The organism is Ruminococcus sp. AM43-6 (assembly GCF_003461785.1).
Lineage (GTDB): Bacteria > Bacillota > Clostridia > Oscillospirales > Ruminococcaceae > Hominimerdicola > Hominimerdicola aceti.
The window spans coordinates 41980-54606 of record NZ_QTXU01000019.1 but is presented as its reverse complement, the minus strand read 5'-3'; the positions used below and the strand labels follow the sequence as shown (position 1 = coordinate 54606).

The following is a 12627-nucleotide window of genomic DNA, read 5'->3' as shown; positions in this document are numbered from 1 at the left end:
TTTGCTTCTTTTCTCAACTTTGTTCATTTTGCCTATTGATTTTTCTTAGCAGGTTTCTTATTTTTTTGCAGCATCTGCGACAGGCTGTTCTGTTTCCACGTTATGTGGTCTGAGCGGTGCTCCGCAGTGTGGGCACTCATGACAAGTGCCGATAACATAGACGTTTCCGCAGTATTCGCAGGTGTCCTCTTTTGCGTCATTTGCACATTTCACTGCGCTTCGGTAAGCCTTTTTATTCGTGATAAGCGTCTGATATATCTCATAAGCCCCGATACCTGACATGAGAAGTCCCCATATCACAAACAGCCACTCTACATGACCGTCCATAACGTTTGGCGTAGTTTCATCAAAAGCCGCTGCTATAGCAGAGCTGACATCATAACGGCTGTTGGCGGTAAGATATTTCTGCATAAGATCTTTGAAATCGTCTGCTACATCTACAGTTATGATATTATCGGTATCATCGCCCTGCATACCCTCCCAGTACCAATCGTTAAAATCAGGGTCAGGAGATGTAGGTTCAGAATAGACCACCAGCCAATGCTCCTCGTCGTCAAATTCCGTCACATACATATCGTAGGCAAAGTCCTCCAGCTTTGAATAGCTTCCCTGCCAATCCTCGTTGTTCACTGTCATTATCTCCACGGGTATGCCGGTTTCGTCATAGAAATCAACAATTGCATTCTGCACCTTGTCCTTATCATCAATGACCCCTGCCGTATCCTTTATCTCGCAGTGATAAGATGGACTTGTATCCATTTTTTGCGGCTTATCATAGCACATGGCAAGAAGCATAATACCAAAAAGCAGGCTGACAGCACTGCCAAGTATACTGAAAAACTTACCTGAAGCGGTTCCCTTGCGGATATCATAGTCGGCATAGACATAGACAGGACGATAGTTCTCATAATATACGTATCTTCTTGCCCCGGGAAAGCTTGTGTGCTTTATGTGTTTAGCACTCGACCCTCCCGAGCTTGATGAAGAGCCGGAAAAGCCTGAGCCGCTGTGTGACCCTCCGCTGTGAGAGCCTCCCCCTGATGAATGTGGCATTTATTTTTTACCCCTTTTCCCTATACAAATCTATAAATCCATCAATACTGCACACGCTCGGCTGTGTAGCCGTCTTTTTCAAGCAGGTCGATTATTCCTCCCTCGCCTGCATAGTGTGCCGCTCCAACTACATAGAACACGTTCTTGCCCTGAGACATAAGATCCTCGGCGGCTTTTGCCATGTTCTTGTTTCTGTCATAGAGCATTTGGTTATTATAATCCTCGGCGGTCTTTTTGTCCTCCTCGGTATAGCCTGCAAGCTCCTCCTCGTTGTCTTCCTCAAGGAAGGTTTCGATATCCCCCGACTTCCATGCGGTATAGAGGTCTTCAAGAGCCTGCTTCTGGCTTTCCTTAGTTTCGCCCTCAAAGCTTCTGAACATAAGGTCATAGATATCGTCAGAGAAGTTTATGAGCAGATTCATCTGAAAATCCACCGACTCAACTTCGTATATCTCCTTGCCGTCTGCATGGGCGGTGGTAAGAAGGTAGTTGTCAAGACCCTTTTCTGTGTCAAAGCCGGAATCCTGAATAAGCAGGGTATCAAGAGTGCTTGAAACAGCCCATGGTCTGTAGACCTCCAGGGCGGAAATATCCATGCCCCAATAGCCGAGATATGTTTTCAGGGCAGAATATGCTTCCTCGGAAATATGCTGGCTGAGCTTTGTGTTATCATTATAAAGCATTTGCTTCATAAGATTTTTCATATACTCGCCGTCCTCGCTTGTGGAGGTTATATCGCACTCCACCGCAAGGATATCGGCATTATTATACGCATTCGTTACTGCCTGAGGGAGCGGATAGCACTCGTCTTTCAGTGCATGGAAAGAGCCCAGCATCACCATTGTGTTGCCCTCAGGTGAGGTCACTTTCCACATAGCAGGTGTTATGCCGTTCGTCTTTGTATCGTCCGTTACCGCTGATGAGCTGTCTGAAACACTGCTGTCAGGTGCAGAAGTGGCAGAAGCTGTACTGCTCGCCTCCCCTGTGGTGGTTGTATCAGCCGTTGTGTCGGCTGTTGTAGTTGTGGCTGCCTTTGAGCTGCTGTCGGTCTGTGAACTGTCGGGCACTTCTCCGCATGAGCAGAGAAGTGCGGTGCACATTGCAGCGACTGTAAAAAGGCTCAATGTTCTATGTATCTTTTTCATGGTTTTATCTCCTGTCTTCATAGTTGTATGTTTCAGTATATCACACATCAAAGAAATTTTCAAGTATGGTTACAATTTTGTAATAGTCAGGCTTTATTCTCTCTTATACGCTTTTCTATCGTTTCCATATCTATGCCGTATTGTTTAAGGATAGTCTGAGCAAAGCTGTTGTCACGGGGCATTCCACGGACTATCTTATACTTTCGCTCTCCTGTTTCATCATCTGCGTCGGCAACAATGCTTGCAAGCTTTGTTCTGAGGGTACTGTCTTTATTAAGCTCCACGGTCTTGTATGCGATATCCACAAGATGTGTTGCAAAAACTCCTCTTACGCCCATTTTGCAGAATATCCTCAAAAGCTCGCAGGCAACTTCAACGCACTCCCTGGGGGTTGTGCTTTGGATAGACTCGTTCATAAGAAGCAGGCTGTTTGCTGTGATAGTGTCGCTTATTTCACGGAACTCTTTTATCTCTGTGGTGAAACGGCTTGTGTCGATACCTGTTTTTTCCTCTTGTGGAAACTGAGTGTAGATATAGTCCACAAGGGAAATTTCACAGTATGAAGCAGGCACATAAAGTCCTGTCTGCGCCATTATCTGACACAGACCGACCGCACGGAGAAATGTGGTCTTTCCGCCATTGTTTGCGCCCGTAAGCACATAAAAGCCCTCGCTGTCACCTCCCATGGTGATATCGTTTGTGACAACGGATTTTTTCTCCTTGTGGTCAAGATTATATATCCTGGCTTCACGGAAATAAACAGGGTCAAAGATATCCTTTATAACGGCTTTTCTCTCACCTGCAGGAAGAATTTTCGGACGGCACATTTTAAGCCCCTGATCTTCGCAGGCTTCTATCACAGCCACTGCGCCCATGTAGTATTCAAGCTGATAGTCTATATAGCGCATATCGGCAATGCCTGCTTTCTGATACTCAGCAAGCACCTTATCTATCATTTTCACAAAAGTATCAGTAAGATCGCTAAGCTCGTCAAAAAGGGTCTTATCCACAGTGTTGATAAGCTTATCGTCAGACACCTCGCTGTCATTATACTTTTTTCTGAGATTTTTCACAACAGCCTTATCGTTGAACTTTGCCCCATGGTAAAGTATCCTGTCAACAAGGGACGGCTTTATATCGTAACGCTCTTTTGAAAGCTCTATAATGCCTGCTGAAACAGGAACTAGCCTTTCATCGAGGTTTATGGCGACTGTAACGCTTCTTATGCGGTCATAGAGTGCCTTTTTAAGCTTCTCTATCTCACCCTTCAGGGATATATAATGCTTGTCACCATAATGCTCCTCAAAGAACGCAAAAAGCTTTTTTACGCCCTCTGAGCATATCTTGTCTTTCATTTTTCCATAAAAATCGTGCATTATCTCCATGCACTGTATGTAAGCGTCAAAGCCGCTTATGGCATCATCAAGCTGTGAAAAGCTGTCGGGAGTAGTAAGATTATAGATGTTCTTTCTGTCATTTTCCACCATGACGTTTATCACCTTGCGTATGGTGGCAGACAATGACGGAAGCCTTATGAAATCATCAAGGATATCAAGGCGGTAGTTTATTACCTCCTCATCGTCGCAAACCTCACAAAAAAGCCTCATTACACGATACTGGTAATGGGGCGTGATAAAATCAGCCACCTTTTCAAGCTCCAGATTGTCAACAAACGCTCTAGGGAGCTTTTCAAGGGCGGCAGCTCTTTTTTTCATTGCGTTGTGCTTTTCCACAGAGGGATAAAGCAGGTCAGCCACAGGGGCTTTCATATCAAATTCGTCAAGTTTTGAAGCCATTTTCGTTTCCTCACTGGTCTTTGGCAAGGGCTTTCAGGTCTATTATTATGCCCACCTTTGCAAGAGCCTTTGACATAAGCTCTGCACTTAGGGGGTAGATATCAGTTTTTCCACACTCGTGGTCATACTCGTATCTGAAAAACTGCACATAGTTCTCCTGATAGTCCTCAGACGTATAAACTTTCCCCATAATATATTTATTTTTTATGGCATAATAGTTCACAGGCTTGAGCCTGAGAATAGCTTTCGGGTCGGCAGACATTTCCGAAGCGAGGGTATCAAAGTCCTCGTCAACGTAGTTTATTTTTCTGCACTTCATATCCTTTATTTTCTTTTTCAGAGGCGGCTCGCTCTGAGCCTGCTTCTTTTTGAACAGTGAAAACATTTTTACACACCCAGTCTTTCAAAAAGCTGTTTGCGGCAATCCTCTTCAAGCTTATCGTTTATAGGTGCAGGGATATACTTTTCGCCAAGCTTACGGCTCATGCAGTATGAAATAACATAATCGCTGACCTTTGGATTTTTAGACAGGAGCGGACCATGGAGATAGGTTGCGATAACGCTTTTTTCCATATAGCCCTCGGTACTGCTTTCAAACTCATTGCCGTTGCCTGAAAGGACTTTTCCGAAGGGCGACTTTACGTTGGTGGTCTGTCCGCCATGGTTTTCAAAGCCTATGACCTTGTATTTTTCTCCGTCAAGCTGAGCTTCTATAACGATATTACCGATACATCTGCATCTTTTATCGGTAGAGGCGACGGTATAGTAATCAAAAAGCCCCAGACCAGGCACTTTCTCGCCGTTTGAGTCCTTATAATACTGACCCATGAGCTGATAGCCGCCGCATATCATCAGAAAAAATGTTCCTGCCTTATAAGCTTCCATGATACTGTCCTTGCAGGAAACAAGGTCATCGGCAAGTATCTGCTGTTCAAAGTCAGCACCGCCGCCAAGGTAGATGATATCATACTGGGTGAAATCAGTTTTCTTGTCACCGATAAGATGCTTTGAAACTTCCAGCTCTATGCCACGCATTTTACAGCGGTAAGAAAGCACTTCAACGTTGCCGCTGTCGCCATAGAGGTCAAGCATATTAGGATACATATGAAGAATTTTCAGCTTTTCCATTTTACTTTTCCTCCCCGTTTTCTTTCAGGCTCTTGTATCTTTTTATTGCGGCTCTTGTCGGCTGGATAGCAGTATAATTGGCTATGGCGAACTTATCACCCTTTGTGGAGAAGAGTGACGCTGTTGCTTCGTCAAGATCAGGATAAACGAATATCTTGTCAGGGTCATAGCCTGAGCATTTTATTCTTATTGCGATATCGTATGCTCTTGTACCGGAAGTCACAACTCGGTCAACATTATTGAACACAGAGAAGTTTATATCCCATATCCAAGAAACGTCATGGCCGTCTGCAAGGTTATCGTTAAGGACAAAAAGCAGTTCCTTTGAGCCTGCCTGCTCGTTCATCACACGCAGGGTCATGTTTGCGCCAACAGGGTTTTTAGCAAGGTTCACAAGGAGGCTTGAGCCGTCAACCTCAAAGCGTTCAAGTCTGCCGTTATTGACCTCGAAATGCTCGAAAGTGTCATGCAATATAGCCTTATCAAAATTATAGAGCTTTGCGGCAGTATAGACAGCCGCCATGTTATACATATAATAGATACTGTTATGAGCGGTCTTATATGTTTCCCCGTCTGCTTCAAAGGACGGAACAGTCAGGTCAACGTTCTTTATCTCCACCTCAGGCTCGATATTGCCAAAACCACACTTTGGACAATGGAACTTGCCGATATGTGAATACTGATAATAGTCATAGACAAGCTCAGTATCGCAGAAAGGACAAAATTTGCCCTCGCCCACCTCATAAGGCTTATCCGTTGCACCCTGATATCTGTCAACGCTGAAATAGTGGATATTCTTGTTATTAGGGTTAGCAAGCCCAAGTCTTGCCACGTTAGGGTCATCGGCATTGAGAACAACATTGCCCTCAAATGTTTCTAGGAACTTTTTCACCTTGAGAATGAGTGTTTCCACCTCGCCGTTTCTGTCAAGCTGGTCACGAAAGAAATTCAGCAGAACAAGGGTCTGCAAATTGAGCTTTGAATAGACCACAGGAACGTGGGACTCGTCAGTTTCAAGCACGAGATAATCGGCATGGACTCTTCCCCTCATATCGCAGTGATTGAGCAAAAGTGAGCATATGCCCGTATCAAGATTGTTGCCCTCCGGGTTTGTTATTATCTTTTTTCCACCGCTTGCAAAAATATGGCTGAGATAGTTTGTAACAGAGGTCTTGCCATTGGTGCCTGTGACAGCAACGATAGGGCAATCCACCTTGAAAGCCTTAAGGCAGTCTTTATTTATAGTCCACAGCACAAGCCCGGGAAAGTTGCCTGCGTCCCTGCCAAGCAGGTGCAGAGTTTTTACCATAAGCTTGCCGAAAATAATGGTGAAAGCATTTTTTAAACTCATTTATATATCTCCTATTAAAATAAAGTCGTATAAAATAATAATAGACCATAACGCCCATAATGTCAAGCATTTTAGACCTTTGCAAACAAAAAAACACCGCACAAAGGCGATAGGCGCCCCTTGTGCGGTGTTGGCTTCTATATGATTTTTGAGAGAAAATCTTTCAAACGCTGATTTTCAGGGTGTGCAAAGAACTCTGACGGCTTGTTCTGCTCGAGTATTTTTCCGTCTGCCATAAACAGAACTCTCGAAGCAACTTCCCTTGCAAAGCCCATTTCGTGGGTAACGACAACCATTGTCATTCCGTCGTTTGCAAGCTGTTTCATAAGCTCCAGCACCTCGCCCACCATTTCAGGGTCAAGTGCGGAAGTAGGCTCGTCAAAGAGCATTACCTCAGGATTCATCGCCAGTGAACGTGCGATGGCTATTCTCTGCTTCTGACCGCCTGAGAGCCTTGAAGGATACTCGTCAGCCTTATCAGGCAGACCAACTCTTTCCAAAAGCTCCTCCGCCTTTTTGTCGGCTTCATCGGCTGTCATAAGGCCAAGCTTCACAGGGGCAAGAGTGATATTCTTTTTTATAGTAAGATGTGGGAAGAGGTTGAAATGCTGAAAAACCATGCCCATTCTCTGTCTGAGCTTGTTCATTTCATGCTCGTTCGCCTGAGTGATGTTCTCGCCCTCGAAGAATATATCACCTGAGGTCGGCTTTTCCATAAGGTTAAGACAGCGGAGAAAGGTGGATTTTCCTGAGCCTGACGGACCAACGATAACGACCTTTTCGCCCTTGTCGATAGTTTCGTTTATATCTTTCAGCACTTCGACCTCGCCGAAAGACTTGCTGAGATGTTTAACGTCTATCACTTTGCGACAGCCTCCTTTCAAGCTTTCCTACCAGATGAGTAAGCACGACTACCATTATAAGGTAAATAAGTGCAACTGTTATAAGCGGCATGAATGCCGAGAACGTCTGAGAACGGATTATATCTCCGCCCTTTGTAAGGTCCTGAATAGCGATATATCCTGCAACAGAGGTTTCTTTAAGCAAAACTATGCACTCGTTTGCAAGGGCAGGCAGAACAGTTTTAAAAGCCTGCGGAAGAACTATTGATATCATTGTCTGACGATAGCTAAGGCCAAGGCTTCTTCCTGCTTCAAACTGGCCGTTGTCAACTGACATGATACCTGAACGGACTATCTCAGCCACATATGCGCCTGAGTTCACGCCGAATGCAAGCACAGCCACAAGAGTCTTGTCTATGTTCACACTACCAAAAATAACAAAATATGTTATAAGGAGCTGAACTACCATAGGAGTTCCTCTTATCACTGTAAGATACACTCTGCAAAGGGCGTTGAGTATCTTCATTTTGCCTGTCTTATCATGAGTAGAGCGGACTATAGCCACAAGAAATCCCAACACAAAGCCAAGTATGACCGCAAAGAAGGTTATGATAAGTGTTGTTTTAAGACCATTGGTAAGATAATGCCAACGGCTCTCGTCCAAAAAATTTTGCTGGAAATCGTCGATCAATTTGTTCAATTCAGCACTTCCTGTTCTTTATCAAAATAATTTCGGCTGCCGCTCTACGACAGCCGAAGTGTGAAAAATTATTTCTTTCTTACGATTATTACCTGACTTGATGATGTGTAAGTGTCAGAGAAAAGAACGTTTTTCTCTCTGTCAGGTGTAACTGTCATACCTGCAACGCCAACGTCTGCCTTGCCTGACTGAACGGCTGAGATGATAGAATCAAATGCCATATCGTCTATCTTAAGCTCATAACCAAGCTTGTCGCAAACTGCCTGCATCATATCAGCGTCGATACCAACGACCTTATCGTTCTCTTTGCTCTCGTATGGAGGGAACTCAGCGTTTGTTGCCATTACAAGCGTACCCTTATCTCTGCTAACATTGTCAGGGGACTTGTATGGGTTCTTGCCAGCGTTCTCGCCAACGTAGTTTGCCTTGATAGCGTCAAGCGTTCCGTCAGCCTTAAGCTCCTTGAGAGCACCGTTGACAGCTGTCTGAAGCTCAGTGTTGTCAAGCTTCATTGCAATAGCGTATTCTTCCTCAGCGAAAGGCTCGTCAAGTATTTCAAGATCGTCGTTCTTCTCAACGAAAACCTTAGCAGGCTCAGCGTCGATTATAACAGCGTCTATCTTGCCCTGCTTCAGAGCCTGAACAGCGTCAGCACCCTTGTTGTATTTTTCTACCTTAGCGTCCTTAACGTCCTCGGCATAAATATCGCCTGTTGTTCCAAGCTGAACACCGATAGTCTTGCCCTCCAGATCGTCAACGCTGTGAACTGTATTAGCAGGCACTCCGCAGCCTGCAAGCATTGTAACGCTCATTGCCACTGCAATAAGTCCTGCTGCAAATTTCTTCATAACATACATTCCTTTCAAAAATTGATAGCGACAGCCCTACGATACCGACTGTGCATAAACCTATATCATATATTATAACTGAACACACGGCTTTTTGCAATAGCTTTTATCAGTGATTTGATATATAAATTATGAATTTTTTGTTTTGCCAAACCATTTTAGTAAACAAAAAAGGTATCCACCCAATGGGGACACCTCTTTGTGAAAATCAGCTTAGAAATCCATTGTGAACTGAACTCTGTGGTTGCCGTCTGCGTCATCGTCTATCATTTCAGCTTTTACAATTTTGATAGGCGTAACAGGCTTTGACTGTGCGTTATCTGAACCTGTTGTTCTCTCCACCTTGAGGAAGTCATCAACAACGTCCATGCCCTCTGTTACCATGCCAAAAGCCGCATACTGTCCGTCAAGGAAGGTATCCTTATCGCTGTAGCAGATAAAGAACTGGCTTGAAGCACTGTTCATATCATTGGCTCTTGCCATTGATACAACTCCTCTTGTATGGCTCAGGCTGTTTTCAACGCCATTTGCCGAGAACTCGCCCTTGATAGTTTCCTTGCTTCCGCCTGTGCCGTCACCGTTAGGGTCACCGCCCTGTGCCATAAAGCCGTCTACAACTCTATGGAAAGTAAGTCCGTCATAGAACTTTTCCTTTACCAGCTTCTCGAAGTTCTCGCAGGTTATAGGTGCGTCATTGGCATAAAGCGTGATAACAAACTTCTTGTCAGTGTCAGCCGCAGAGGTCTGTGATGAGCTGTCACCCTTATCTCCGCAGGCTGTAAGAACTGCGCAGGCAAGCACGCCTGCTGTGCAAAGAGCCAATGCTCTGAATAGCTTTTTAAGTTTCATTTTTATCGTCCTTTCGATCATTATTAATGGCACTTCTGCCTTTTCACTAGCCTATTATAGCACCTCACTGCAAAAAAATCAACATCAGACCATGTTTTTCACATAATTTTCATCATATGAAGCCTAAAGTTGGCTTATTTAATATTGATTTTCGGCTCTTAATGGAGTATAATTATAATGTTTTTTAAAGAAAAATATAAAAACTATGTTATGTATGGAGGACTGAACAAAATGGATAAACTGAAAAAAGCTCTGCCTTTTATCATCCCGCCTCTGGCTGTATTGCTCATAATGGGATTTGCTTTTTATCGGCATGGGCTTTACCCTTTTGGTGACGGCACTGTATCATGGTGTGATATGTCACAGCAGGTGATACCCCTGCTCACCGACTTCAAGGATATTTTCACAGGCAAGGACGGAATGTTCCTTAACTTCCACAACGCAGGAGGAATGGACCTGTGGGGCGTTTTCTTCTTCTTTATCGCAAGCCCCTACACTTTGCTTGTGCTTTTTGTTGACAAGGCTGACATCATCTACCTTGTGAACATTCTCACAGTGCTTAAAATGATGACAGCGGCTGTCACGGCGCAGATATATTTCCGCTCCTGTCAAAAAAAGCTCGACCCTTACATTGGCGCTGTACTCAGCGTCATATATGCATTCTGCGGCTATGGAATGCTCTATTATCAGAACAACATATGGCTCGACATGATGTATCTTTTCCCGCTTCTTATGGTGGCGTTCAGGGAGCTTTTTGAGAAAAAGCGCATTATCCCATACACTGTCATGCTCACACTTATGATGATAGTGAACTACTACATCAGCTACATGATAGTTGTTTTCATACTGCTTTTCATGGCGCTTTGCTGTTGGCGTTACCGCAAGGAAGAAAAATACAAGGACGTTCCATGCAGATTTGTTATAGGCTCGCTCCTTGGTGCATTGCTTTCAGCGGTGGTATGGATACCATGCTTCCTGCAGTTTTTGTCAAGCGGACGTTCTAAATCAGTTATCGAACAGCTTGAGACTTCTTCATTCATCACAAACTACTACACGACCTTCTGCCTGCTGTTGTCAACGGCTTCGGTGATAGTGATAGTTGCGGTATTTCTTCTTGACGGCAAAAAACGCAGCAAGCGTTTGAACACCGACCTTATAATGCTCTTTTTGATGCTCGTACCTATTTTAATAGAGCCTGCGAACCTTATGTGGCACACAGGAAGCTATATGTCGTTCCCATGCAGATACGCTTTCATCACCATATTCTTTGCACTTATCTGCGCAGGATATTTTCTTTCATCGGAAAACGCAGTGGCAAAAGGAAAGAAAAACTGCGACCACTTTGTTATATTCCTGATACTTGCGGCACTTATCTACGGCTTTTACAACTTCTCAGAGGGCTTTGTTGAAAACAACCGCTCAGGAATATCAAAATACACCTCAAGCCTTTGGCAGGACAGCACCGCCTTTGAGCTTTGCCTTGAATTTTTCATTGTGGCGGCGGCATTTTATGCGATTGTCGTTCTGCTACACAAAAAGGGCTGGATATCAAAGAAGATATTTGCGATCTTCCTTGCAATGTTCGTTGCGGCTGAGTCCTACGCAAACGTGAATATTTATATGGTATCCCCTAGCGTGAACAATCCACAGCGTGCGGCTAATCATCAGAAGATAATGGATCTTTCAGACAGACTTGACGAAACAGAGGGCTTTTACAGAGTAAAGACCGCAAGCAAGCTTTTTGAGGTCAATCTGGTCGGTTCAATGGGCTACAATTCCCTGAGCCACTACACCTCCCTCACAAGCCGTGATTATATGTACATGATGAAGCAGCTTGGTTACTCCTCCTACTGGATGGAGGTAGGCTCATATGGCGGAACGGAGCTTACTGACGCTTTGCTGTCAGTAAAATATCTTATTGAAAAAAGTACAGGCTCGGCTGACGCTGTATATTCAAACGATACCTACGAGATAGTGCCGACAGAATACTATCTCCCCCTTGGCATTGTGACCAACGCTGACCTGAGCGGCAGCGGGGAGCTTTCCACAGGCACAAGAAGCAACGTTCAGAAGAAGCTTTTTGAACAGCTTTTCGGCGGCAACGGTGACGAGCTTATCACAGACTACGAATACACCACGATCTATGGTGTGCAGGACGACAGTAACTTTAAACCGAACTACACCTTCAACACCACAGGCAATGTAGCCTACATGGACTACAGCATAGATGTGACAGACAAGCAGACACTTTATTTTGACTGCTTCGACAAGCTTTCAAACAGCCTCAGCGAGGATATAAACGGAAGCTTCATGGTAACAGTGAATGGTCAGGTAATGCAGATGGATTATCCGTCACAATCGAGCAACGGGCTTTTGAAGCTTGGGGAATTTGAAAATGAACACGTCAACGTGCGTGTGACCTTGAAAAAAGGCATCACAGGCTGCCGTTCCTATGGCGTTTTCGGGCTTCACCACAATGTGCTTGAAAAGGCACTTGAACAGGTTCAGACCGCCGGTCTTACAGACAGTGACGGCAAGCTTTCAGGAAGCGTGAACGCAAAGGCAGGACAGAAATGTGTGCTTCAGATACCATATCAGGAGGGTCTGAAAATAAAGGTCAACGGCAAGGCTGTTTCATATGACAAGGTTTTCGGTGACCTTGTAAGCTTTGACTTGCAGGAGGGCGAGAACACCATAACTGTAACAAGCGTGCCAAAGGGCTTTTATGCAGGTCTTGCACTGACTATCGTAGGCATTGCGCTGACAGTGGGATATTTCTTCATAAGAAAGAAACTGAAATTCGGAGAAACTATGGAAGCCGCTGCACTTGTGGCTGTTATCGGTGCGGGAACCATTGTGATGATAGTGGTTTATGTTGCACCTTGCATACTGAATATTTATAGCTGATAATACTC

11 protein-coding genes are annotated in these 12627 nt (G+C 44.5%); 1 reads left to right on the top strand and 10 read right to left on the bottom strand.

Going from position 1 to position 12627, the window contains the following annotated elements; genetic code table 11:
- Nucleotides 1–57: 57 nt before the first annotated feature.
- The 10 genes from DW938_RS10505 to DW938_RS10460 form a co-directional block, all read right to left on the bottom strand.
- A complete protein-coding gene (locus DW938_RS10505; RefSeq protein ID WP_118124748.1) occupies nucleotides 58–1053 on the bottom strand; it encodes a TPM domain-containing protein in 996 nt (331 codons plus the stop codon).
- 41 nt (nucleotides 1054–1094) lie between these two features.
- The gene (locus DW938_RS10500) at nucleotides 1095–2198 is read right to left on the bottom strand and encodes a TraB/GumN family protein (protein WP_181984422.1); all 1104 of its coding nucleotides are present in this window, start codon (nucleotides 2196–2198) and stop codon (nucleotides 1095–1097) included.
- An 86-nt stretch (nucleotides 2199–2284) separates the two neighbouring features.
- Entirely contained in the window at nucleotides 2285–3994 is a 1710-nt protein-coding gene (locus DW938_RS10495) for a DNA mismatch repair protein MutS (RefSeq protein ID WP_117877817.1), read from the bottom strand.
- A gap of 10 nt (nucleotides 3995–4004) precedes the next feature.
- On the bottom strand, nucleotides 4005–4379 hold the full coding sequence (locus DW938_RS10490; RefSeq protein WP_242992495.1) for a hypothetical protein: 375 nt from the start codon (nucleotides 4377–4379) through the stop codon (nucleotides 4005–4007).
- A 2-nt stretch (nucleotides 4380–4381) separates the two neighbouring features.
- Nucleotides 4382–5122: a glutamine amidotransferase gene (locus DW938_RS10485; protein ID WP_118124744.1), complete on the bottom strand. Its 741-nt coding sequence runs from the start codon at nucleotides 5120–5122 to the stop codon at nucleotides 4382–4384.
- 1 nt (nucleotide 5123) lies between these two features.
- Nucleotides 5124–6473 carry a MurT ligase domain-containing protein gene (locus DW938_RS10480; protein ID WP_038672293.1) on the bottom strand — a complete coding sequence of 450 codons (1350 nt, stop codon included), beginning with the start codon at nucleotides 6471–6473 and terminating at the stop codon, nucleotides 5124–5126.
- A 137-nt stretch (nucleotides 6474–6610) separates the two neighbouring features.
- Nucleotides 6611–7336 carry an amino acid ABC transporter ATP-binding protein gene (locus DW938_RS10475; RefSeq protein WP_038672295.1) on the bottom strand — a complete coding sequence of 242 codons (726 nt, stop codon included), beginning with the start codon at nucleotides 7334–7336 and terminating at the stop codon, nucleotides 6611–6613.
- The gene (locus DW938_RS10470) at nucleotides 7323–8015 is read right to left on the bottom strand and encodes an amino acid ABC transporter permease (protein WP_022287637.1); all 693 of its coding nucleotides are present in this window, start codon (nucleotides 8013–8015) and stop codon (nucleotides 7323–7325) included. The genes DW938_RS10475 and DW938_RS10470 overlap by 14 nt, the downstream gene beginning before the upstream one ends.
- Nucleotides 8016–8083: 68 nt before the next feature.
- Complete coding sequence (locus DW938_RS10465) at nucleotides 8084–8863, bottom strand: transporter substrate-binding domain-containing protein (protein ID WP_022287636.1); 780 nt, start codon at nucleotides 8861–8863, stop codon at nucleotides 8084–8086.
- Between the two features lie 213 nt (nucleotides 8864–9076).
- Nucleotides 9077–9712: a peptidylprolyl isomerase gene (locus DW938_RS10460; protein ID WP_117877809.1), complete on the bottom strand. Its 636-nt coding sequence runs from the start codon at nucleotides 9710–9712 to the stop codon at nucleotides 9077–9079.
- Nucleotides 9713–9943: 231 nt separating this feature from the next.
- On the opposite strand from DW938_RS10460, the gene DW938_RS10455 reads away from it, so the two are divergent.
- Complete coding sequence (locus DW938_RS10455) at nucleotides 9944–12619, top strand: YfhO family protein (RefSeq protein ID WP_181984421.1); 2676 nt, start codon at nucleotides 9944–9946, stop codon at nucleotides 12617–12619.
- Nucleotides 12620–12627 lie beyond the last annotated feature (8 nt).

Excerpts from the sequence above, each read along its gene's own strand:
- DW938_RS10505 (WP_118124748.1), bottom strand. The coding sequence starts at position 1,053 with ATGCCACATTCATCAGGGGGAGGCTCTCACAGCGGAGGGTCACACAGC.
- DW938_RS10500 (WP_181984422.1), bottom strand. The coding sequence starts at position 2,198 with ATGAAAAAGATACATAGAACATTGAGCCTTTTTACAGTCGCTGCAATG.
- DW938_RS10495 (WP_117877817.1), bottom strand. The coding sequence starts at position 3,994 with ATGGCTTCAAAACTTGACGAATTTGATATGAAAGCCCCTGTGGCTGAC.
- DW938_RS10490 (WP_242992495.1), bottom strand. The coding sequence starts at position 4,379 with ATGTTTTCACTGTTCAAAAAGAAGCAGGCTCAGAGCGAGCCGCCTCTG.
- DW938_RS10485 (WP_118124744.1), bottom strand. The coding sequence starts at position 5,122 with ATGGAAAAGCTGAAAATTCTTCATATGTATCCTAATATGCTTGACCTC.
- DW938_RS10480 (WP_038672293.1), bottom strand. The coding sequence starts at position 6,473 with ATGAGTTTAAAAAATGCTTTCACCATTATTTTCGGCAAGCTTATGGTA.
- DW938_RS10465 (WP_022287636.1), bottom strand. The coding sequence starts at position 8,863 with ATGAAGAAATTTGCAGCAGGACTTATTGCAGTGGCAATGAGCGTTACA.
- DW938_RS10460 (WP_117877809.1), bottom strand. The coding sequence starts at position 9,712 with ATGAAACTTAAAAAGCTATTCAGAGCATTGGCTCTTTGCACAGCAGGC.
- DW938_RS10455 (WP_181984421.1), top strand. The coding sequence starts at position 9,944 with ATGGATAAACTGAAAAAAGCTCTGCCTTTTATCATCCCGCCTCTGGCT.